Below are 22355 nucleotides of genomic sequence, written 5' to 3'. Positions count from 1 at the left end.
CCTTACAAAGATGGGGAATCTTTAAATCCGTACTACAACAGCAACAAAATGATTCTAAAATACAAGTATGAAAGCCTCTGATAACTCAGGGGCTTATTTTACGTTTCGAAACAAATTATAGGAGTGGTGAAGAATGAGCAAAGGCATGATTGTCTTTGAAAATCAGCATGAAGTGACAATATTGACAAGGGAAGACGTCGGGATTGATTTCAAAGGTGATTTTCTAATAAGTGCAAAAGACATTGCTGTAATACTGGAATATCAAGGGGAAAAGGCGACCAATAATGTATTGAAGTTCTGCAAAGAATCTCATATATTTCGAGTGAAAAATTCGGACATTCTGAATCGGAATGTCCGAAAAATGAACAATGCAGGAGAGGCTTTTGTGACAAGTTTTGCTTTAAATCGTGTGCTTGGACAATCTAGTCAGCCGAAGGCAGAGGCGTTTCAAGATTGGCTATATGAAGACATTCTTCCTTCAATCCAAAAACATGGAGTTTACGCTACAGACAATGTAATTGACAACATTCTTAATAACCCTGACTTTGGGATCGAACTGCTGACAAAGCTTAAGGAGGAACGCGCTGCCAGAGTCCAGGCTGAGCGAACGAATGCTATTCTTATGCACGTTAACAAGACTTATACCGCCACCGAGATCGCCAAAGAACTTGGATTCAAGTCAGCGATTGCATTGAATAATGATCTGGGTAATCGAAAGATTCAATTCAGACAAAATGACACTTGGTTACTGTACAGCAAATATGCAGATTGCGGATATGTTGAAATTAAACAAGAGGTTTTGGATAACGGGAAGGTCATTTATCACCGTAGATTCACTCAATTGGGCCGTAAATGGTTACTGAAAACTTATGGAGGAGAGTAGAGGAGGCGTCCATTCAGGAGCCTTCTTTTTCTTTTCAAAGGAGGTGAGAAGGATCGTGGCAAAGATAAAATCTACGTTAGATATTCAATTAGACTTATCGCAGCCGGTTGAAGAGTTAACTCAAGTCATTTCGGCTGTAATATCTACTCAGCCAGCACGAGGGAAAGAAATTCTTGAGGGGTTGGATATAGCAGTAGGTAATGCATTGGCAGACATCCGCTTCAAAGAGAACGAGGAGTAGGAATTGCAGTCCAAATTGCTCAGGAAAAATTTCCTGATCGGAGGTGAGAGAAAACGATGCAAGATCCACAAGTAGAAACATTGCAGCGTATAACAAGAGTCGAAACCAAAATAGACAATATTGAAGAAAAGCTTGATTCAGCCATTAATGTTAGGGATGTTGCTACTGCAGCTGCTCAATCGGCGAAGTCTGCACACCACCGGCTGGATCGCATTGAAGAAGCTCATAAATGGCTTTGGCGTACAGTTGCTGGTGCTCTTATTCCCATAGTCATCGGAGCTATTGTAACAGTCATTAAGCTAGGAGGTATGTGATTATGAATTGGGATATTATCAGTGGAATGCTTGATACAAGATTGGCTTTGGTGCTGGCTGCTTGCTGGTGTGTTGGATATATACTCAAGAAGACGCCGCAGGTGCCTGACTGGAGCATTGTTTACGCCGTGACGCTTGTTGCTGTGGGCCTGACAATCTGGCTATTGGGATTCGGTCCGCATAGTATCGTCCAGGGTGTGCTGTGTGGTGCCGTGGCCGTTTATAGTAATCAACTGGTCAAGCAGGTGAAGAAAGGGACTGATCAGCCATGATTTCAAAGGGAAATTTCTTGCTGATGGGGCCATCTGAATTCAAAGGGTGGCTCGACAAGCAAAAAATAACCAGGAGTATAGACAAACTCCAGGTTCATCATACAGCATTGCCTAACTACTCTACTCGTCAGATTGTCAATGGAGTAGCTAAACAAGATGTCTGGAAATGTCTTGAGGGCATGAGAATGTTCCATTTGTCACAGGGTTGGTCCGGTACAGGGCAAAACATAACCGTACTTGAGGATGGACACATTGCCATCAGCTTGGATCGAGACTTGAATAAGACGCCTGCTGGAATTAAAGGGGCCAATACAGGTGCTTTGTGCATAGAGATCATCGGAAACTTTGATCGTGGTGGGGATACGATGACATTAACACAAAAACAAGCTGTGTTTCACCTATATGCCTGTCTAGCTCTTAAGTTAAATATCCCTATCGATACTTCCCATATCGTCTATCATGCCTGGTACACTTCGTCTGGAGCCTGGTTAGGTGATTATGTGAAAGATAAGTCCAGTAAAACCTGCCCAGGATCAAATTTCATGGGGGATGGAAATACAAAGGCTGCGGCTGAGCGCAACTTCATCCCTGGCATCAAAGCAGAGATGCAATGTATCATGAACGGAGGCGACGATTCAATGACAACAAAGGAAGACAAGGCATTTGAAGAACTACAGGCGACGGTGAAGCAGCAAACTGAAACGATCAAGAAACTGGAGCAGCACAACTGCATGCCGGAGATTCCATCGTGGGCTGTGAAGGCCTGCGAGGCAGCTAAGGCTGCTGGCATTGTGGACACTACTGCCAAGCGTAGTTATGATTTTTATAGCTTGCTGACGGTACTGCATAGGGCAGGAATGTTGATTACACAAGATAAGAGTAATTGAGGAAATATTTCGAAGAAGTTCGTTCTTATTTTCGACATTTCACATACACTGTAGACTGGAATAGGCCTTAAAATGATATTATCGATTATGTATCCCCTGCAGCTTACTGGCAGGGGATATTTTTGTTAGGAAGTGGAATAATTTTGTTTAAGTACAAATAATTATCGGAATATAGAAGGAGTTGAACAAGTAATGGAGAATAATTCCTGTAACAATAAATCAGGAGGTATGGAGATGGCGGTTAATGATAGAATTGAAATTATTTCAAACAGTAACCCTGAAATATATGGAATAGTAGGCACGATTTTAGCTATTTCAAAAAATGATATTGGGACAGATATTAGAGTCAAAATGGAAAATGGGCTGGATATCTGGATAGATGCAGAGGATGCTGTTATTTACTAAAAAAGATAAAATGTGACAAAATGCGTATTGACATGATAGAATAGGCCTATCTACCGGCGAGAGGAGATAGGCCTATATGCATATGGATTTTAGAGTGTATCAGGTGATTTATTCTGGAGATTTAGCCAAAGGTGGGGGGAGATTGTTTCAATATCTCCAAGGCTTAGCTAAAATACCAGGAGAACAAGGGTTTGAGTATTGCATCACGAGTGAAATTGATTACCAAGCTGGTATCATTTGTGGATGTTTAGCTGAAGAATACTCACCAGATATCAATTCCGTAGATGATGATAAAAACGTATATGTACCTGATGTTGCTCCTTATCTAAACACGTACTTCGCTCTCGATTTACAAGAGCAAAGATTTTTTGTTCAGCATAGGGAATATCCTGCTACTAATCTCAACAGAGAGCAAGCACTTGTGAGACTTGCCACAATGATTAATGGAGGGTACCAAGATATTTATGGCCCTGCGTTTGATTATGTAATCACAAATCGGGACGTTAGCGACGATGAGTTTATTGAAGTTTTTAATCAAAACAGAATTACATCTCTTAGGGTAAAACTATTCCCACAAGGGAGATTACTCAGTAGAGATGCTAAAATAATGGGAGATCTCGACCTCAACTCGGCATGGATCAATGGCTGGAATACAGACACCAGTGAGACATATGAAGTTGTTCTTAAGGCCCCTGGTAGAGGTGGTGTTGGGGATTTAAGAAGGTCTCCACTTGCTGTTAGTCTAATTAATGTCCCGGTAAAGGAAATTCTCGAGTTAAACTATTGGAGTGAAGAGGATGGAGTGGGAACAATGTCAAGAACTGACCTTAGAAAACTTAGGGTTCAGGGTCTTGATAGACGAACCCAACCTATTACTGGCATAGATCGTTTACTACTCGATTTACGCAATCGTAGGCCTGAAATTAGAAGATTTATTGCATTCGAGATATAAAATACATTTTCTACATTGTTGGTGGTGAACCAGCGGGTGATTTTTACCTGTGGGCCTTTTTCACTATAAATTTTCGTTGCAATTGTAAGTTAGTATATGTATGTCACTAGTCACAATATTAGTTGAAAGATAATTATCCTCAAAATACAAATATGATAGGTGAGACAAATGACTGAAAAATTTTCAAATACATTAACAGAAGATATTGAAGTGTATCCAAATTATCCTGAAATTCTTTCTTCAACTGTAAGTGAAAGCTATCCGAAATATGCAAGAAAAAAACTATTGAAACAAATGGAAAAAAACGAAGTGGTACGACTTGAGAAAAGTAAAAAAGTATCTGAAGGTAAAAATGTTTTGGACTTATCTGATATCGAAGATGAAGAAAATCAGCTTTCAGAAGGAATAGCAAGAGCACAATCGGTAGTGAGACACGTCGAGAAAGATGAGTTTTTGAAATCCTATAAGTTTGCAGTTCTTTTTTCCGTTACTGAGATTGATGAGACTCTAATCGATGAAGGACTTATAAAAAATAAGATTGTTGATTATTTTTCAGCAAATCGTCCCAATGATTACATTTTTGATGAAAAAACATATAAATCGATTATTCCAACAAAATATGCTATAGGCAATATTATAATGTTTAAATTTAGTAGGCTGCTTTCGGGTTTCCCTCCTAATACAGAAATTAAGAAACAGTACAAATATCCAATTATTGCAGTATATCACAAACACCTCGGAGTGCTTGAGATTAGATTGGACAGAGTCAAACCATATTTTCAAGATGATGAATTTTTTTACACTCAGCAAATTGAACTTGTGTTAAATTGGTTTAAGATAAACTTGGATTGTCAATTTGAAAACATTAACTTTCCTGCTGTCATCGACTATATCATTAAAACTCTAGAGCAAGACGAAGTAAGCGTGCACTCACAATCCATGAGTTTACCAAATGGAGGAAAGGCTGTTCTTGATACTGGAGCAAATGAGAATTATATCCTTCCCTTGCTCGGAGAGCTTAAAGAATTAATTAGATCAAATGAAGAACTTTTTGATAAAAGTCCTGAAATTAGACAAATTCTCGATGGTTTTATTGCTGAAATTGAGACAAATGCCAACCTACCATGGATAGCCTTAATATGGAAAGGCACTGACAAAGGAAAAAGCACAACGGTTAAGTTTAAACACGATTATTTAAATCAAGAGTACAGCTTTTTGCAGTATTATGGACAACAATCCAATATGGAGAAGATGAATAATGTCACCGACTATATTATCAAGAATAAAATCGAGTTTGAGCGACTCGAAGATATTAACGGAGCGGAAGCTGACGGACCTGCTAACGATTCTAGCAACATATAAAAAAGGCCAGCTTATTTATCCAGGTGTCCTGATAAGACGGTTAAATGTAAATATGTCAGTCGCATATCAAGTCTTGGAAATAATCAAACAGTTAAAGATTATTATTGTTGTCTTTGAAGTATACTGTCATCGTTGTGGACAATTTACTGGAGCAATATACAATACAATTGCCGAAATTCCCGAGTCACACGATTGCGAAAACTGTGATTCCGAATTAACAGCTATTAAAAACAGTGTAGCAGTATATAAGGTGATTATTGATGAGTAATGAAGGTTTGTCACCTTACCAATATCTGCAGTTTAAAAATATTGATGACATGGAAGAACATTTCAATACTCTTTCGAAACTAAATGATAATGATTTGGCTGAGTATCACAAATTACTATTAAATTTAGAAAAAGTAAATGAAAACAGAGTAACAAAAACTGGGAAAGGGCAGGACAACAACAACACCATTCAAAAAGGAAAAGCTCTAGAGCAGTTGGTTTCTTTTCTTTGGGGAAGATCGGGATTCTTTGAGGTTCATGACAATATTCGAAATAGCACAAATGAAATTGATCAACTTATAGATTTCAATTTCAAAGGAATACTTTTCGAGAGCTTTTTACCAGTAAATCGTATTAATAGTAGGTTTCTAATATCGGAATGCAAAAACTATAATAAAACTATAGGTGTTACATGGGTAGGTAAATTATACTCTCTGACTTGTACGAATTCTTCAAGGTTTGGTTTTCTTTTCTCGTATCATGGAATGGCTGCAAGAGGTGGATGGGATTCTGCTATAGGACTCACGAAGAAACTCTTCCTTCAAAAGGAGAGAATAGACGAAAGAGTATTCATAATTGATTTTAATATTGAGGATTTTAGAAAGATTGCCGAAGGACAAAATTTCCTATATTTAATGAAATCTAAAATTGATGCTCTTTTGTTGCAAACTAGTGTTGATAGTTTTATATCAAAGCATCCCGCGGAAGAAACTAAAGAATAATATATTAAAATCTACTTATTAGTGACACCCTACTATTTTAGCTAGTAGGGCATTTTTAACATTAGGGGGATTTTCGTGGTGAAGCCAGATGAATTACAGGATAAAAAAACTAAAGATGCAAAAGACACAATATTACACAAGTATTTACTGTTCGGGTCGATTTTCATGGTGATTTTAGGTGTTTTGTCTCCATCCGTAATAGCTTCGATTTTTAACAGAACTGGTTTTGAGGGGTACATGACTTTAGGTACTATAGGAGATTGGTTAGGGGGATCGACGACCCCTTTTTTGACATTCGCAACTTTTTTGATTGTCGTAGCTGGGTATCTAGCTCAACGTGAAGAGTTAAAAAGCACCAAGGAGGAGTTAGTACTTAATCGTGAAGAAATGGAAAAGAGCAGAAGTGAATTGAAAAATCAAACAGAAAATCTTACGAAACAGGGGTTTGAAAACACATTCTTTAAAATGATTTCTTTACACAATGAAATTATTGCATCAATGATTGGTCACAAATCTTCGAGCGGAGTTCGACAAAAGACGGGAAGAGAATCATTTGCGGTCTACTACGAGGAGTTAAAAAGGAAATATAATCATGGCGTAATCAATGGTCTTGAACGTTCAAATGCATTGAAATCCAGTTATAGATCTTTGTACAGTCAGCGAGAATCGGATTTATTTCATTACTACAATCATCTTTATACTATATTGGAGCTAATAGATAGTTCTAGCTTAAAAAAAGAAGATAAATTGATGTACGCTAGAATATTCAAATCCCAATTATCTAGTCACGAAATTATCATTATACTTTACCACGGACTCAGCGAGATGGGGTATGAACTAAGTGTATTGTTGCGAAAATACAGGATATTCGAAAATATAAACAGACACCTACTCTTTGCAAGAGAAGATCTGGCAGATTTTTATGACATAGAATCACGCAATAGAAATATTGAGTTATGAATTTTTATTAAAATATTGAGTTATGATTTTATTCTGAATGAAAGAATGTTGTTCAAAGGGGAGCTTTATGAGTCATACATACAGAGTTTTAACCACGGACGATGATTTCCTAGTAGCGGCATTATCACAATGCAAGGTATATGTAGTGAAGACCCTTAATGATCAAATGATGGAGATTATCGAGTATGGCGGTCATGTGGAGAAATACACTCCCGAGTCAATCAAGATCGACGGGTCGTATTTCTTCCGAGATCAATATGAATTTAGAACCGACATTAAGAGCTCTACTGGCTAACCCCGGTGGAGCTTTTTTAGTATAAGTACATGTCCTAGGAGGGACACTAATGAAAACAATTAGGGGATGAACTAATGAGTGAAATCGGAAAAATATTACCAAGTATAAGTCCACAGGTTGTAAATAGCAGACATCCAAGGTCACCTATACCCGAATCTAACTATATAAATGTCAGTTTGTTTATTTCCCATCCAGATCCTAAACCTTTTCCAGCAAGCAATAGCATACCAGAAGAAATCAAGAAAAGATTTCTCGAGCACATTAGAAATTTAGAAGCATTATTTGAAACGAAATGCGGAAAAAAATTAAAAATCAGAAATGTGTGGAGGACTTGGGACAATATTAGTACTACGGCAAAGGTACAATTAAGGGCAGAAGAAATCCCGGTGGACATAGAGAAAGCAGAAGAAGTTACGAAACAAAGAACACGACACAAAGGTTATTTTCCAGAGATTAACATTATGATTTGGTACATTCTTGGAGATTACCTTTCTTTAAATGAGAATCCAAACAAGAAGGTAGTTGGTCGAGCATACAGTGATGTAAGCGATGATCCCTGTGCGCTAGTGTTTATTACTGAGAAAGCTGGACCCTATGCGTTAGCTCATGAAATCGGTCACATCCTGAGTGACTTCGAGGACCCAGACCCAGACCCAGAAGCCGACTCAAAGGCGCACAATAAAAACCCAGATAATTTAATGTATTTTGAAGAAGGGGGAACTAATATTACTGCTGCACAATGCGAGAATTTTTTTAAACATAAGTTTATCAAAGCACCCAACTGAATCTGTTCTTGTTTATCTTAAACAGTAGGGCCTTTTATGCTAAAAGGAAGATTGATTTCGACGTATAAAATGAATGTATATTCGTGTCATTGGCGTGATAGTAAGGAGTAAGTATGGTTAGGAGACATGCAAAGACCCACTAACCTATATTAGTCGGTGGGTCTTTTTTTGTACTAAGTTTAACAATTGTAATCATTTACTGACATAAACATTTCCGCCTGTAGCTGTGCCATAAGGGGTGTCGATGTTATTTGTTATTACAACTATATAGTCTGCTTCAGGTAAGTTATAAAAAGTTACTTCTCCTGGATCTCCAAAAGCACCTCCATAATTTCCATGAAACGATTTGCTTCTTTCAATTTCGTTAGTCCATTGATTATAGAGTTCATATTTAACATTAGCGTTGCTATTTCGGTCAACATCACCATATCCAGTTAACATTCTATACTGATCTACCTTTATAGTAACGTAAGAACCCTTCGTAACATAAAAAGATGATCCAACTTCTCTGATATTTTTTCCATACAAAGTTGTATGCCAATTTGAGACTGAAGTAGCTGCGAATAAAGGTGAAGCTACAAGAGCAGAAAATAGAAGTGTGAGGAGAGTTGCCATAAAGAATTTTCTTGCTTTTACCATGTTTACATCTCCTTTAGTATGTTTTGGAATTATCCGATCGGCAATATAATTGTACCTTATTTGGTAATATTACTCAACAATTTAAATTTAAAGTGAATATATTAACTAGATTCTATAATAGGGTTAAACTTGCTTAAATACTACTCAACATACAGAAACTCGCTGACCAAATAGGTCAACGAGTCTGCTTACGTTTACTTTATTATTTTTATCTTGTGAGTCTTGGTCACTGAATTGCCACTAAAAAACACGAGTTTTCCGTATACTCACTTACTCAGCTTATATAGGCAATACTGGTTCAGTGAAACCTTCTCCGCAGCTGCACGCTCAGCTAACTGTCGGTGCAGACTACGTGGCACCCTAACATTAAACTTCCCGCTGTATTCATCATCCTTCAGCGGCTCGTTGATCGGGTCGCCATACTCCAGCTTTACCTCTAGATAACCTTCCATAGCTTCGCGCACGCTCTCGTAAGCTTCAGCATAGGTATTTCCGTGACTATGGCACCCGTCCAACTCAGCAACCGTAGCAAAAAAATAGTCGCCGCTCTCGTCCTTTACAGGTCTGATCTGAATTGTATAGGGAAGCGACATATAATAAGCTAAATCCTTGTTTTCCATGATTACCGGCTAGGATATAATGAAGAATAAGGAGAGGGGAGCGGTCACTCCCCAATCCGGTCCAGTACGTCCTTGACGTACGCCGCCTTTAGCGGTTGTTCCTTTTTGATGGTTGTCAGGTCTCCTGAACTGTTACGGAATTGAAAGTGCGAGCCTTTACTTCTCACTAATTCATAACCGTAATGCTGGAGTACTTTGGTGACTTCATCAAATTGGATTCCGTGAGGGCGGTTTTTCATTTTCTGGACCAGTTTTTCAATCCTAGCCATGTCTCACCTCCTATTTGTATAGTACCATATATAGTACTATTCATCAAGTGACTCAGTAATTTATTTCCGATTGATAAACGAATATATGTTCGCATATAATAAGATGAGCTATTGACCACAGGAGGCGGGTGTGCCATGTCTAAGAAGCTACAGGGAAACGGACTGTTCGACAGTTCCCGATTCATGCTACCTGAACATACGGAACGCATACGGAGACATTATATAGAAGAAACTGGGAGATCCAAGCCAGTTCTGGATGCTCAGGAGATCGAATTAATTGAGCAAGCGATTGTGGATTCTTACAACCGACGAGTGCCTGTGGAGCTGAAGGTGTTTAGCCCATTTGAGGACGTTCGGGCGAGTGGAGTGGTGACAGCTTTAAATACGTCCCTTAGGGAAATTAAGCTCATGCAAGATGAGAACGATTACAAGTGGATCAAACTAGAGGATATATTGTTAGTTTATTTATAAAAAAATATGATACTTATAACTAAAAATCCCATTATAGAGCGGTAATTGGATTGCTAATAATCTTGTGGTAAATGTACTATTATAGTGTGTTTACATCTAATTTACGCGAGGGGTTATGGTGATGTGGGAGCCTATACGGTTCTTAGCTGTTGGGAGTTTAGAGACGTTAGCGGCATTCATGCTTATGCTTTCGATTTTTCGACTAGGTGTAAAGGATTACATCTGGCAAGGGTTATTTATCGGATTGCTCATGAATTTGATTAGTCTAGTTGTCAGAAACGAATTATCTATGCCCTTCTTAATGCCAACGATTAGTACGATCTTTTACATACTGTTATTGTGCACTGTGGTTAGGGTGCCGATAATGTGGTCAGCTGTCATCGCTGTAATAGGCATGTTTATTTACACAGCATTTCAGGGCTTAGTTATCCTTGCTGCAGTAGGGAAAAATCCATTTGATATAGAGCCTAATGGATTGGGCATAGAGATACAGTTGGTTTGCATAATCGTTACCTTTATGCTGGCGTTCTTTCTGGATAAGTTCAAAATTGGGTTCATAGCTGATTTTGAAACACTAAGATTTAAGTGGGAACATGTCTTAGTAGTGGCATTTATTCTGGCTGCTTTGGTAGCGTGTACAGTTGTTATGTTTTTCAATAACCTTCTATTAATAGTGCTGTTCCTTGCATTAGCGGCTGCTATGTTTCTGTACTATGCAGTTATGAAGGAAAGGGAGGAATTCGATAAGTGATAGAAAGTTTGTCGCTCCGACTGGCAAATCATATTAAAAGCGTAGTACCAGAGCATCCTGCATCAGTGGCAAAATTGAAATTTTCGCTAGCAATTGGAATAAATATGTCGTTCATTATTGCATTGACATTGCTAATTTCGGTTGTTACAGATCGAACAAAAGAAGTCATCATCATAATGCTGGCTTTCGCAATCCTCAGGCAAATGACAGGTGGTTTTCATCTCAAGACTGGAATGGGGTGTGTGTATGCCTCAACCATTCTAATGACGGTCTTGTCCTATATTTCATTTGACTATATATGGACTATAGGCGCTACAGTGATTAGCATGCTGCTCATTCTGTTGTTAGCACCTGCGGGGATCGAGAAACAGTCCAGAATACCCCAAACTTACTACCCTGTATTGAAATGGTCATCTTTTGTCTTGGTAGGTGTAAATCTATTAGTTGCCTCTCCATTAATAGCAATTGCGGTCTTTGCCCAAAGCTTGACTTTGGTCGTTGGAAGGAGGTGAAGGCATGAAGAAAAACATCTATACAGCGGTTGCGTCCTGCTTGGCTTTTGCAGCGACATGCTTTGTTAGTATTGCTAGTATCGCATTCATTTACAGTCCAGACGTTCCCGAAGAACTACTTAAATAGGAGCTGATTGGATGCTTACAGTGACTACTGAGCCGGATGGTGCAGGCGGAATAAAGCATGTCAACATTAGCGATGTTTGGTACATGAAGTACTCATCACGTTTGGATCGAATTGTGGTACATACACAAAGGGATGAGTATTTCATGACTGGTACGATTACGTACTGGGAGCAAGCTCTAAATGACAGCAGATTCAAATATTTGAAACTGGATCGCAGTACACTTGTGAATACTGATAATATAGTTGTGGTCAATTCGATTTACAAGAGAGTGTTCTTTGAATACGATCCTGGCAGAAGATCCAAAAGCTGCGATATCGTTAATCACCGATACAAACAACTACAAAGAATGATTGAAGTTTTGAATCCAGATATAACGCTTATTTAGGCCGCGCGAGAGCGGTCTTTTTTGTGGAGGGAATTTGTCGAATAAAGTAGAAGAATGGGACGAATTCGCGATGCGAATTTTTATTTACTTATTACACTATATGGTATTTAATAGTAGTATAGTCATGGCGAAGTTATGACTTGTGGATTATAGACATAGTGACCTTCATTACTTCAGTGTCTTGGCTTCAGAGAGGAGGGAGTCTTGTTAAGTAATTGAGATAATAAGATGATACTAACTATGGCACAGCCATAGTTTTTCCCGGGGGAGAGCCGACTATAGGCTCACTCATAGATTAGTTCGTATAACTCTTCGACCTGACAGGAAAGGGCAAATGCAATGTTAAGCATCACGTCAGCGGACATCTTATCTCGATTGTTGGCCCAATTAGATATTAATTGTTCGCTGTACCCTGTTTTGATTGCAAGGTCAACTTGCTTCATACGACGATCTTTAAGCAGCACCTTTAATCGGCATCTCCCACGGGAGACACGCAAGATATTTCAATCCCCTTGAGAAAAGTTTTATCAATGAATTATATCATCGCTACTATTAACAAGTAAACAACACAGCATATACAAAATCAATGCAATAAAGGACGTGCATCTATGCTACAACATGAATTAACTATCGGTTGGGATGTTAGTAAGAATTTAGCCGAATTATATATTCTGTCTGTGATTAAAGTTATGGGGCTAATCGAACCCATCACTATTAATGTGACAGCACCTTCATGGACTCATAAATTTACCTTTAATTAGACATACAGGGCAGACGATTTATACTCGTCTGCCCTGTAAAGTCATCCCCCGAATCGTCCCCCAAACATCCCCCAACTCGTGAAAAGCAATGAAAAAATATGAACAACTGCTTTTACTAAGGGAGCGATAGAGCGCTATATTAATGAAGGAAAATATTCTGTGATGCTATCGCACATAAATAGAACTCAAGTTCACCAATGGGAACGCGATCAATATCTGTCCTTGTATTAAGATGACAACCCTTGGGACCATAAGGCTCCAAGGGTTTTTTGCTTTGTTGAAGGGGGCGAAATACCCCTACTGTCGAAGTAGATCATATACATAGAATTACTACTGCTAAGATATCTACTGCTAAGAAATACTTCTCCTCACATTTGTTGAAATTTGTTATGGTATTTTGATTCTAATTCAAATTGAGTATGGGGAGCCCGAATCTATAAATGCTGAAGCTTTTGGACAAAGCAGGCGACGAGGTGCCGTTGCTATATCCTGCTGTAATCATAGAATAAAGGAAGAGAGTAACCAGTAAAGAGAGTAGTGAGAGAGATTACTAGCTTTCTATATCACACGTCCGTATTCATGAAAAGGAGAGGGGCGAGCAAGATGACAAATCCATTCGATGGTTACCGGCTTACCAGCCCATTCGGATATCGGACTCATCCTGTGGACCAGGTCAGAAGATTTCATCGCGGAGTGGATCTGGTGATTACCCCGCCTGATGGCGAAATAAAAGCATTTACTTCAGGATTGGTCCTTCATGCCAAACTGGGAGTTACCGGCTCTGGATTCGGTAATATGGGTATAATTGTTGCTATACGTGATGTGCATGGATATCTACATGTATATGCACATCTATCTAGTGCGGGAGTAAAAGAGGGACAGCAAGTTCAGCGAGGTCAGGTCATTGGTCGGCAGGGGAGTACGGGGAGTTCAACAGGACCGCATTTGCATTACGAAATTCGTAGGGCATCATCACCCTCATACGGCTACACACCCACAGAAGCCGGAGTTGTAGAGCCTACTCAATACTTGATAAATTATTATAGGGCAACAGAGCCGGGGAAGGAGAACCCAGTGGCACAGGAAAGAGATGTTCATGGCGTCAGTCCATGGGCCGAGAAGGATTGGAAGGAAGCCGAAGCTAACGGCTATTTTGACGGCAGTCGACCAGGAGCTCCAATGACGAGGGAGGAAGCAGCGATTGTGATTAATCGCTTGCGGCGAAATTTCTTGACTCTGATTGGAGAAGTCGGGGGGAATGTAAAAGAGCTAGACGAGCGCTTAAAGAGGATCGAAAGAGCCACTAATCAAACACCTAATAATTCCTAAATGAATGTATTGCCAGTCACCCACATATCCGTGTTAGCCGGATACTCACTAAATGATCCTACGGCCTGAATTGAAGCAGTATTAGAAGCATAATGCCAGAAAAATATGCTGGAAAAGTAGACTGGATCGCACGTTATGCTTTACGAAAGTAGGACATTCCCTAGTTATTACGTAAGAAAATACACCCTCATAATACTTAGAAGAAGCAAGCACGCTTGTCCATTCATAGTAAATGAGGGTGTATTGGCTTATATCTTACATACTGAAAGAAGTCTAATGGAAATCTCTGAAGAGTCCTACAACCTTGCCCAAAATTGTAACATGGGTTAAACGCAGCGGTTCAAAAGCAGGGTTCTCTGGCTGCAGTCGAATGTGATCCTTTTCCTTGTAGAAGGTCTTCACAGTTGCTTCGTCCTCTTCAGTCATGGCAACGACGATCTCTCCGTTATTCGCCGTCTGTTGTTGACGAACGATCACGTAATCCCCGTTGGAAATGCCTGCCTCGATCATACTATCTCCTACAACAGATAGCATAAACATCTTGTCCTCGCCAACGAACTGCTGAGGAAGAGGAAAGTAGTCCTCAATGTTCTCAGTAGCTGTAATAGGTACACCAGCTGTAACTTTGCCGACGACAGGGACACGAGACACCGTATAGTTGAACATATGGGCACTATCGGATTCTTCCTGACCCAGAAGCTCAATGGCGCGTGGTTTTGTAGGGTCACGACGAATCAAGCCCTTCTTCTCAAGACGATCCAGATGACCATGAACTGTCGAGCTGGACGCCAAGCCTACTGCTTCGCCAATCTCTCGGACTGAAGGAGGATATCCCTTCAAGCGTACTTCATTACGTATGAATTCAAGTATTGCCTGTTGTCTGCTGGAAATCTTGGACATACCGTATCAACCCCAATATAGTAACGTTTGGGAAAATTATAACATAGAACTTCCGTTCGCACAAACATAAGTTCTAAATAGTAAGTGATTAAATGAAGTTAGATCCGTTTCCAGATAGCCATTGACTGGAATACTGGATAGTTGAGATCAAGGCGGGTGTATGAAAAGAGGCAGAAGTTAATCTTCGGAACAAAGTCGAAAAAAAGGAGAACCTTTGTTCGGAAAATGTATTGAACAAAACATGTGTTCGTGTTATATTGATTTCAACATTAACGAACACATGTTTGGAGGGCTCGGAAAATGAGATATACAACTTATAATAGCATCTATGCTTCTACAAGCTCTGAAGCAATTTCACATACCCAAAGCTTACTGGTGAGACTTACAAAATCCGTTTTGTTCAGACTTGTTTCAATTATGTTTGTGTTGTGGTTGAGCGGAACAGGAATTATTACAGTGCTTGCTGATGAGGGAAATACTCAGCCATTGACCGAAAAGGTTGTTGTAGAACCTGGGGATACGTTGTGGGGTATTGCGGTGTCCCATAAGCCTAAGAGAATGGACCCGAGAGTCTATATTGAAGCGATCAAGCATGTAAATGGGTTGAAGGAGTCAGGAGTAAGAGCTGGGCAGGTGCTGTACCTACCCTGAGACTGGATGGATGTCAAGCTTGGAAATTTGAATAGTAGATACAGTGACTATCCTCCCTGCTGTTAAGTTGAATCCCACTGTAATCGACTTTGTACGATCCTTTGCAGGATTACGAAATACAGCTAATATGAATGAGCTAGCCCATGATTCTTATGGTAAATCCAGCTCGATTGTTGATATACAGTAATATTGTATCTTCTATTACATATCCGTTCCTAGTCTTGTCTGGAACTTCATTTGTAGCTTGTTGGGGCGTGCCTTGACAAGCTCTTTTCTACATGTCAAAGTGTATTATATCTTTGCTTATAATGGAGGGAAATAGATTGGAGATTGAGGTATTAGTTGAGCGTATTAATGTGCTCGCACGTAAAGCCAAACAAGAGGGACTTACAGAAGAGGAGACCCTGGAGCGAGCTGAGCTCCGTGAAATATATCTCGGCAACATCCGTAAAAATTTCCGGCAGCAGCTGGAATCCATTGAATTCGTGGATGATGAGAGTTCAAAAGAAGATGGATCAGACAGCAACAAGCAATAATGCTTCGAAAAACCGTAAGACCGCTTCAATTATGCACTAGCGGATATTCCATGGGAAGGAACTGTGAATATGTCTCGATCATTTGAGCGAAAAGTACGTAAAAATATGCAGCAGGTCAATAAAAACCGTAAGAAAAACGGTCAACAAACTATACAAGGAGGCAGTGCTTCGACTGGAGACAAGTTCTATGGCCGCAATGTGAGTGTACCGGTCATGCTGGCCGGCCTGGCTATCCTGTATTTGTCCATGACGCTCTTTCTGACCAATCGGGGTATGGGCACCATGGACTGGGTCGTCTTTGTTTTGTATATATTACTGGCAGTTATCTTCTTCCTGCGCCGTCCTTACTTGAGAATAACCAAGGACACACTATACTCTTTCCGCAGCGGTCGTGAGAAGTTCATGGCAGTGAAGGATATCAAGAGTATTCAGGTGCAACGTGGCTATGTAACGGTTGAGAAGAATGGCAGATGGGGCAACTGGGTGTTTTCCAAGACACTCGCCAGATACGACACGGACGCTATTACCGAACGTCTGAAGGCATTTGCAGCACTTCACAACATTAAATTTACAGAAGAACATCCAAAAAGCTAAAGAAGAGTGGGGCGGTTAAGATGACAATCCAAGCTGTTATGTTTGATCTGGACGATACTTTGCTATGGGATGAACGCAGTGTAGAGGAATCTTTCGATGCTGTATGTGAGCAGGCTGCTTCTGAGAAGGGAATCGATCCCGCGAAATTAAAAGAAGCAGTACGTGCGGAGGCGCGTGCACTTTATGAGTCCTATGAGACCTTTCCATTCACGAAATTGATAGGCATTAATCCTTTTGAAGGCTTATGGGCTCATTTCAATGGAGGAGAGCAGACGGAGTTCCGGAATCTGGAGCAGCTTGCGCCCGTATATCGCACAGAATCCTGGCGTAAAGGTCTTGAGCGATTAGGTGTACAGGATGCGGAGCTGGCTGCAAGGCTGGCAGATCAATTCATGTCTGAGCGGAGATCACGTCCGTACGTATATGAGGAGACCTTCGCAGTTCTGAAAGAGCTGAAGGATCGCCAATTCAAGCTGCTTTTGTTGACGAACGGCTGTCCGTCCCTGCAGCAGGAGAAGCTGGATGGTGTTCCTGAGCTGGCGCCTTACTTTGATCACATTATCATCTCGGGAAGCTTCGGGAAAGGGAAACCAGACCCGACTATCTTTGAGCATGCTCTTTCCCAACTAGGTGTTACTAGTGAGGAAGCAATTATGGTGGGTGATAAGCTGACAACGGACATTAAGGGAGCGGTAGCTGCCCATATTCGTGCGGTATGGGTGAACCGGAACGGTAAGACAAATACAGAATCGATTCAGCCAGACTACGAGATAAAGCATTTATCCGAGCTGCACGATATCATTCAAACGATCTAATCAGGCATCTTAACTGATCCTTGGAACCCTTTCTTTGTGGTAAGTTCACCTAATTGGACTTGGCTTAATCATTGCAGCGAAAACGGCATGACCTCATTTTTTGTGAGGTCAGTGCCGTTTTTTGCATACGAAAAAAACAAGCTCCATAGTTCCTTTTCAGAACATGGAGCTTGTTCATAGTTAGCATCGTACGAGATGCTGAAGCGCAGAGGGACTACGAACTAGGCAAGAATTGAGTTTGAGCTGTGACCCATCTTCCCACCATAAGTTGTAATGTTACAATTCGAATTACGCCTTGATAAAAGTAGGATCATCGTAGTGCTCGGCAATCCAACCATTTTCCTCGATAAACAGTCGCACAGCAACGATTTTTTGATTTTCCATTAGTGTGAAGAAGTGAGGGGTGTTCTCTGGCACCGAAATCACGTCGCCTGGAGAGAGCTCAACATTGAAGTATCCAAGGTCTTCGCCGCCCTTAATGATAAAAATCCCTTTGCCGCCGACAATCGCGCGAATCTCATCCTCGGTATGTGTATGAATATCCTCGAATTTGGCAAGAAGCTCCTCCAGATTCGGTGTGGCTTCAGAGAGAGTGATCACATCCCAAATTTTATAGCCTCTTCGTGCCGCCAAGTCCTTAATTTCGCTATCGAATGTCTCTAGTACTTGTTTTTTCTGTTCATCTGAGAGCAAGAAGTTCTCTTTCAATTCAGAAGAGAGCTTGCTGACATCCCAATGCTCATACAGCACCTCTTGCTTCTCCAAAAATGCTCTCACAGCCTGATCTCCAGTAATACGCTCCCCGGTGTTGCGAATCACGATTTCAGCCATTTCATTTTCCCTCTTTTCCACTTGGATTAATTATATTAATATTAATATAATATTATAACCAATGATAGTTCATTTGTCGATGAAGATTATGAGAGGATATGCATAACTTATCCATAGCTAGAGAGAAATTATAGAGAGTGAATTTCCTGGTGCGCATTTACCATCACGGGAGATTCGTATCTGTTGCCGAAGCTTAGCTGTAGTTTATGATTTTGATTATGTAAGGTTTATGTATGAAAATGCGAGTTGAATGTATCATATTGACGGTCTTTCTGCTAAACTAAGATTTAACGTTTTACGGGGGGGAACATGCACGCGATGAAACCAAGCATTCAGGAATCTATTCTGAAACGAATCCTTATTCTGGATGGTGCCATGGGTACCATGATTCAACAGGAAACACTCTCTCCCGAAGACTTCGGCGGCGAAGAGCTGGAGGGCTGTAACGAGATGCTGGTCCTTACGCGACCGGATGTAATACAGCGTATTCATGAGCAGTATCTGGAGGCAGGGGCTGACCTGATTGAGACGAATACATTCGGTGCTACTTCTGTTGTATTGGATGATTATGATATCCCTGAGAAGTCACGTGAAATCAATCTGGCTGCGGCTAAGCTTGCACGGGCGGCTGTGGATAAATATACAACACCGGACAATCCCCGTTATGTGGTTGGGGCGATGGGGCCAACGACAAAGACACTATCCGTAACGGGTGGTGTCACCTTTGCTGAGCTGGTTGAGAGCTATGAGGAGCAGGCGCTCGCGCTAATCGAAGGCGGAGTGGACGTGCTGCTGCTGGAGACCTCACAGGATACTTTGAATGTCAAGGCAGGGAGTATTGGCATTCGGCAAGCATTTGAGAAGAGCGGTGTAACGCTTCCGCTAATGATATCGGGAACGATTGAACCGATGGGTACGACCCTTGCTGGGCAAAATATTGAAGCGTTCTCCATCTCGCTAGAGCACTTGAATCCGATCTCCATTGGACTGAACTGTGCTACAGGGCCAGAGTTCATGAGGGACCATATTCGTTCGCTGTCATCTATCTCGAGTGCAGCAATCAGTTGTTACCCTAATGCAGGCTTGCCTGATGAGAACGGGCAGTATCATGAGTCACCGGATTCGCTAGCTCGCAAGATGGCTGCTTTTGCTGAGAAGGGCTGGATTAATATTGCTGGAGGATGCTGTGGTACGACTCCAGAGCATATTCGGGCTATGGCTGAAGCCATGTCTCAATATGAACCAAGACCACTTGTAGGAGAGCATTCTCCTGCTTTATCGGGTATTGAGCCTGTATATATTGAACAGGATAATCGTCCGTATATGGTTGGTGAGCGCACCAACGTGCTTGGATCACGGAAATTCAAGCGCCTAATTGTAGAAGGAAAGTATGAGGAAGCTTCGGAAATCGCTCGTGCGCAGGTCAAGAGTGGAGCACATGTCGTTGATATTTGCGTGCAGGACCCGGATCGAGATGAAGCTACAGACATGGAAGCCTTCTTGAAGCTGGTAGTTAACAAGGTTAAGGTTCCCTTAATGATTGATACTACAGATGTCAAAGTAATTGATCAGGCACTGCAGTATTCTCAGGGAAAAGCGATTATTAACTCCATTAACCTTGAGGATGGCGAGGAGAAGTTCGATGCCGTTGTACCACTGATTCATAAGTATGGTGCAGCCGTTGTAGTAGGTACGATTGATGAGCGTGGTCAGGCGATCACCCGTGAGGATAAGCTGGAGGTTGCCAAGCGCTCACATGATTTGCTGGTGAACCATCATGGTCTCAAGTCGGAAGATATCATCTTTGATACACTTGTATTTCCAGTAGGAACCGGAGATGAGCAGTATATCGGGTCGGCGGGGGAGACGATTGAAGCTATCCGGATCATTAAAGAGGCACTGCCAGGGGTGCATACCATTCTGGGAATCAGTAACGTATCGTTCGGCCTGCCAGAAGCTGGCCGTGAGGTGCTGAACTCGGTCTTCTTATATGAGTGCACGAAGGCAGGTCTGGATTATGCAATTGTAAATACAGAGAAGCTGGAGCGCTATGCGTCCATTCCCGAGTTCGAGCGGAAGCTGGCTGAAGAGCTGATATATAATACCAATGATGAGACATTGGCATCCTTCGTTGCAGCTTTCCGTAATAAGAAGGTAGAGAAGAAGGAGAAGGTCTCCAATCTGACGCTGGAAGAGAGATTGGCGTCATATGTAGTCGAGGGCAGTAAAGAAGGGCTTATTCCTGATCTGGAGGAAGCACTCAAGAAATATGCACCACTCGCGATCATTAACGGTCCACTGATGGCGGGTATGGAAGAGGTCGGACGACTTTTCAATAACAATGAGCTTATTGTAGCTGAGGTACTCCAAAGTGCCGAGGTCATGAAGGCTTCTGTAGCTTTTCTGGAGTCTTTCATGGAAAAGAATGAATCCTCGGTGAAGGGGAAAATTATACTGGCAACCGTTAAAGGGGATGTTCACGACATCGGTAAAAATCTGGTAGAGATCATCCTCTCCAACAATGGTTACCGAATCATTAATCTGGGTATTAAAGTACCACCCGAGCGGATTATTGAAGCTTATCGTGAGGAAAAGGCCGATGCGATTGGATTGTCAGGGCTGCTGGTCAAATCAGCACAGCAAATGATCGTTACAGCGCAGGATTTGAAGACAGCCGGCATTGATGTGCCCATTCTCGTAGGCGGTGCTGCTCTGACACGTAAATTTACAAAAACAAGGATTCGCCCTGAGTACGATGGAATGGTAGTATACGCAAAGGATGCTATGGATGGTCTGGATATCGCCAATAAGCTGATGAATCCGCAGACGCGCGAGGTCATGCTCCAAGAAATGAAAAATGAGCAGGCAGCTGAGGCAGCGACCGCGACAGTTCCTAAGACAATGCCAGCGCTTAGCCGGGCTGTGCGTTCCAATATCTCGACAGACGTACCAGTCTATACAGCCCCGGATCTGGAGCGCCATGTTCTGCGTAACTATCCGATCGGCCATATTATTCCTTATGTAAATATGCAGATGCTGCTGGGGCATCATCTTGGGCTGAAGGGCAATGTAGAGCAGTTGCTCGCCGCGAGCGACCCCAAAGCGATCAGTTTAAAGGAAACGGTAGATGGAATTCTTCAGGAAGCGGTACAGAACTCAATTATTCAGGCGCATGGCATGTATCGTTTCTTCCCGGCACAGTCTGAGGGTAACGACGTTCTTGTGTATGATCCGGCTGACACATCGAAGGTGCTGCACAAGTTCACCTTCCCTCGGCAGCAAGTGGAGCCATACTTGTGTCTGGCGGATTTCCTGAAGCCGGTTAGCTCTGGCATTATGGATTATGTTGGCTTCATGGTCGTCACAGCGGGTCAAGGAATACAGCAGCTCTCGACAGCCTGGAAGGACCAAGGGGATTATCTGAGATCCCATGCCCTGCAAGCTGTGGCTCTAGAGGTAGCTGAGGGGCTTGCAGAGCGAGTACATCACATGATGCGCGATATTTGGGGCTTCCCAGATCCTGCTGACATGACAATGAAGCAGCGTCATGGAGCCAGATACCAGGGGATTCGGGTATCGTTTGGCTATCCAGCTTGCCCGGACCTTGAGGACCAGGAGCCGCTATTCAAGCTGTTAAAGCCAGAGGATATTGGTGTTGAGCTGACGGAAGGGTTTATGATGGAGCCAGAGGCTTCCGTATCTGCGATGGTGTTCAGTCATCCGCAGGCACAATATTTTAACGTAGAAAAGGTATAACTCTTATTGCAGAATGTTTGGGCAGATGTCTGGCCTGAGGATTCGGTCTGATCAGAGGAAGA

At 41.6% G+C, this 22355-nt stretch carries 29 protein-coding genes; 23 read left to right on the top strand and 6 right to left on the bottom strand.

Features of this window, described 5'->3' with window-relative positions; translation table 11 throughout:
• The first annotated feature begins 133 nt into the window (after positions 1–133).
• From MKX74_RS14675 to MKX74_RS14620, 12 genes are all read left to right on the top strand, one after another.
• Positions 134–883 (top strand): phage antirepressor KilAC domain-containing protein, encoded by a 750-nt coding sequence (locus MKX74_RS14675; protein ID WP_341178925.1) that lies wholly within the window; start codon positions 134–136, stop codon positions 881–883.
• A 55-nt stretch (positions 884–938) separates the two neighbouring features.
• Positions 939–1124 carry a hypothetical protein gene (locus MKX74_RS14670; protein WP_341178924.1) on the top strand — a complete coding sequence of 62 codons (186 nt, stop codon included), beginning with the start codon at positions 939–941 and terminating at the stop codon, positions 1122–1124.
• Between the two features lie 56 nt (positions 1125–1180).
• A complete protein-coding gene (locus tag MKX74_RS14665) occupies positions 1181–1438 on the top strand; it encodes a hemolysin XhlA family protein (RefSeq protein ID WP_341178923.1) in 258 nt (85 codons plus the stop codon).
• 2 nt (positions 1439–1440) lie between these two features.
• Positions 1441–1710, top strand: a complete 270-nt coding sequence (locus MKX74_RS14660; protein WP_341178922.1) for a phage holin family protein — start codon at positions 1441–1443, stop codon at positions 1708–1710.
• Positions 1707–2597 carry a peptidoglycan recognition protein family protein gene (locus MKX74_RS14655; protein WP_341178921.1) on the top strand — a complete coding sequence of 297 codons (891 nt, stop codon included), beginning with the start codon at positions 1707–1709 and terminating at the stop codon, positions 2595–2597. Before MKX74_RS14660 ends, MKX74_RS14655 begins: the two co-directional genes overlap by 4 nt.
• A 234-nt stretch (positions 2598–2831) precedes the next feature.
• Complete coding sequence (locus MKX74_RS14650) at positions 2832–3002, top strand: hypothetical protein (RefSeq protein WP_341178920.1); 171 nt, start codon at positions 2832–2834, stop codon at positions 3000–3002.
• 76 nt (positions 3003–3078) lie between these two features.
• Positions 3079–3954, top strand: coding sequence for a hypothetical protein (locus tag MKX74_RS14645; protein WP_341178919.1), 876 nt, complete (start codon positions 3079–3081; stop codon positions 3952–3954).
• Positions 3955–4122: 168 nt separating this feature from the next.
• Complete coding sequence (locus tag MKX74_RS14640; protein ID WP_341178918.1) at positions 4123–5316, top strand: hypothetical protein; 1194 nt, start codon at positions 4123–4125, stop codon at positions 5314–5316.
• Between the two features lie 260 nt (positions 5317–5576).
• Complete coding sequence (locus MKX74_RS14635; RefSeq protein ID WP_341178917.1) at positions 5577–6305, top strand: acetylglutamate semialdehyde dehydrogenase; 729 nt, start codon at positions 5577–5579, stop codon at positions 6303–6305.
• Between the two features lie 78 nt (positions 6306–6383).
• Positions 6384–7265: a putative phage abortive infection protein gene (locus MKX74_RS14630; protein ID WP_341178916.1), complete on the top strand. Its 882-nt coding sequence runs from the start codon at positions 6384–6386 to the stop codon at positions 7263–7265.
• Between the two features lie 67 nt (positions 7266–7332).
• A complete protein-coding gene (locus tag MKX74_RS14625; protein ID WP_341178915.1) occupies positions 7333–7560 on the top strand; it encodes a hypothetical protein in 228 nt (75 codons plus the stop codon).
• Positions 7561–7634: 74 nt separating this feature from the next.
• The gene (locus MKX74_RS14620; RefSeq protein ID WP_341178914.1) at positions 7635–8345 is read left to right on the top strand and encodes a hypothetical protein; all 711 of its coding nucleotides are present in this window, start codon (positions 7635–7637) and stop codon (positions 8343–8345) included.
• A gap of 192 nt (positions 8346–8537) precedes the next feature.
• On the opposite strand, the gene MKX74_RS14615 is transcribed toward MKX74_RS14620, so the two are convergent.
• The 3 genes from MKX74_RS14615 to MKX74_RS14605 form a co-directional block, all read right to left on the bottom strand.
• Complete coding sequence (locus MKX74_RS14615) at positions 8538–8984, bottom strand: hypothetical protein (protein ID WP_341178913.1); 447 nt, start codon at positions 8982–8984, stop codon at positions 8538–8540.
• 266 nt (positions 8985–9250) lie between these two features.
• Positions 9251–9577 (bottom strand): type II toxin-antitoxin system HicB family antitoxin, encoded by a 327-nt coding sequence (locus tag MKX74_RS14610; RefSeq protein ID WP_341178912.1) that lies wholly within the window; start codon positions 9575–9577, stop codon positions 9251–9253.
• A gap of 71 nt (positions 9578–9648) precedes the next feature.
• Positions 9649–9873 (bottom strand): type II toxin-antitoxin system HicA family toxin, encoded by a 225-nt coding sequence (locus MKX74_RS14605; protein WP_341178911.1) that lies wholly within the window; start codon positions 9871–9873, stop codon positions 9649–9651.
• A 135-nt stretch (positions 9874–10008) separates the two neighbouring features.
• Here MKX74_RS14605 and MKX74_RS14600 point away from each other — a divergent pair, with 135 nt between their 5' ends.
• From MKX74_RS14600 to MKX74_RS14580, 5 genes are all read left to right on the top strand, one after another.
• Positions 10009–10344, top strand: a complete 336-nt coding sequence (locus MKX74_RS14600; RefSeq protein WP_341178910.1) for a YolD-like family protein — start codon at positions 10009–10011, stop codon at positions 10342–10344.
• Between the two features lie 121 nt (positions 10345–10465).
• Complete coding sequence (locus MKX74_RS14595) at positions 10466–11095, top strand: hypothetical protein (protein WP_341178909.1); 630 nt, start codon at positions 10466–10468, stop codon at positions 11093–11095.
• Entirely contained in the window at positions 11092–11607 is a 516-nt protein-coding gene (locus MKX74_RS14590) for an accessory gene regulator ArgB-like protein (RefSeq protein WP_341178908.1), read from the top strand. Before MKX74_RS14595 ends, MKX74_RS14590 begins: the two co-directional genes overlap by 4 nt.
• Before the next feature lie 4 nt (positions 11608–11611).
• On the top strand, positions 11612–11734 hold the full coding sequence (locus MKX74_RS14585; protein WP_341178907.1) for a cyclic lactone autoinducer peptide: 123 nt from the start codon (positions 11612–11614) through the stop codon (positions 11732–11734).
• 11 nt (positions 11735–11745) lie between these two features.
• On the top strand, positions 11746–12120 hold the full coding sequence (locus MKX74_RS14580) for a LytTR family DNA-binding domain-containing protein (RefSeq protein WP_341178906.1): 375 nt from the start codon (positions 11746–11748) through the stop codon (positions 12118–12120).
• A 284-nt stretch (positions 12121–12404) separates the two neighbouring features.
• Here MKX74_RS14580 and MKX74_RS14575 read toward each other — a convergent pair whose 3' ends face one another.
• Positions 12405–12584, bottom strand: coding sequence for a helix-turn-helix domain-containing protein (locus MKX74_RS14575; RefSeq protein ID WP_341178905.1), 180 nt, complete (start codon positions 12582–12584; stop codon positions 12405–12407).
• A gap of 900 nt (positions 12585–13484) precedes the next feature.
• Between MKX74_RS14575 and MKX74_RS14570 the strand changes: the two genes are divergently transcribed.
• Positions 13485–14210 carry a M23 family metallopeptidase gene (locus MKX74_RS14570; RefSeq protein ID WP_341178904.1) on the top strand — a complete coding sequence of 242 codons (726 nt, stop codon included), beginning with the start codon at positions 13485–13487 and terminating at the stop codon, positions 14208–14210.
• Between the two features lie 273 nt (positions 14211–14483).
• Here the strand turns inward: MKX74_RS14570 and lexA are convergent, their stop codons facing one another.
• A complete protein-coding gene (gene lexA / locus MKX74_RS14565; RefSeq protein ID WP_018884263.1) occupies positions 14484–15110 on the bottom strand; it encodes a transcriptional repressor LexA in 627 nt (208 codons plus the stop codon).
• Between the two features lie 417 nt (positions 15111–15527).
• Between lexA and MKX74_RS14560 the strand changes: the two genes are divergently transcribed.
• The 4 genes from MKX74_RS14560 (at position 15528) to MKX74_RS14545 (ending at position 17706) form a co-directional block, all read left to right on the top strand.
• Positions 15528–15761 (top strand): LysM peptidoglycan-binding domain-containing protein, encoded by a 234-nt coding sequence (locus MKX74_RS14560; protein ID WP_341178903.1) that lies wholly within the window; start codon positions 15528–15530, stop codon positions 15759–15761.
• A gap of 323 nt (positions 15762–16084) precedes the next feature.
• Complete coding sequence (locus MKX74_RS14555) at positions 16085–16297, top strand: DUF896 domain-containing protein (protein WP_341178902.1); 213 nt, start codon at positions 16085–16087, stop codon at positions 16295–16297.
• Positions 16298–16366: 69 nt separating this feature from the next.
• On the top strand, positions 16367–16891 hold the full coding sequence (locus MKX74_RS14550; RefSeq protein WP_018884266.1) for a hypothetical protein: 525 nt from the start codon (positions 16367–16369) through the stop codon (positions 16889–16891).
• Positions 16892–16911: 20 nt separating this feature from the next.
• Positions 16912–17706 carry an HAD family hydrolase gene (locus tag MKX74_RS14545; protein ID WP_018884267.1) on the top strand — a complete coding sequence of 265 codons (795 nt, stop codon included), beginning with the start codon at positions 16912–16914 and terminating at the stop codon, positions 17704–17706.
• 288 nt (positions 17707–17994) lie between these two features.
• On the opposite strand, the gene MKX74_RS14540 is transcribed toward MKX74_RS14545, so the two are convergent.
• Complete coding sequence (locus tag MKX74_RS14540; protein ID WP_341178901.1) at positions 17995–18537, bottom strand: 1,2-dihydroxy-3-keto-5-methylthiopentene dioxygenase; 543 nt, start codon at positions 18535–18537, stop codon at positions 17995–17997.
• A gap of 318 nt (positions 18538–18855) precedes the next feature.
• On the opposite strand from MKX74_RS14540, the gene metH reads away from it, so the two are divergent.
• A complete protein-coding gene (gene metH / locus MKX74_RS14535) occupies positions 18856–22293 on the top strand; it encodes a methionine synthase (protein WP_341178900.1) in 3438 nt (1145 codons plus the stop codon).
• Positions 22294–22355 lie beyond the last annotated feature (62 nt).

The sequence above is a fragment of the Paenibacillus sp. FSL K6-1230 genome, assembly GCF_038002385.1.
Classification (GTDB): domain Bacteria; phylum Bacillota; class Bacilli; order Paenibacillales; family Paenibacillaceae; genus Paenibacillus; species Paenibacillus massiliensis.
The sequence above is the reverse complement of the archived record's forward strand: the minus strand, read 5'-3'. Positions and strand labels throughout refer to the sequence as shown.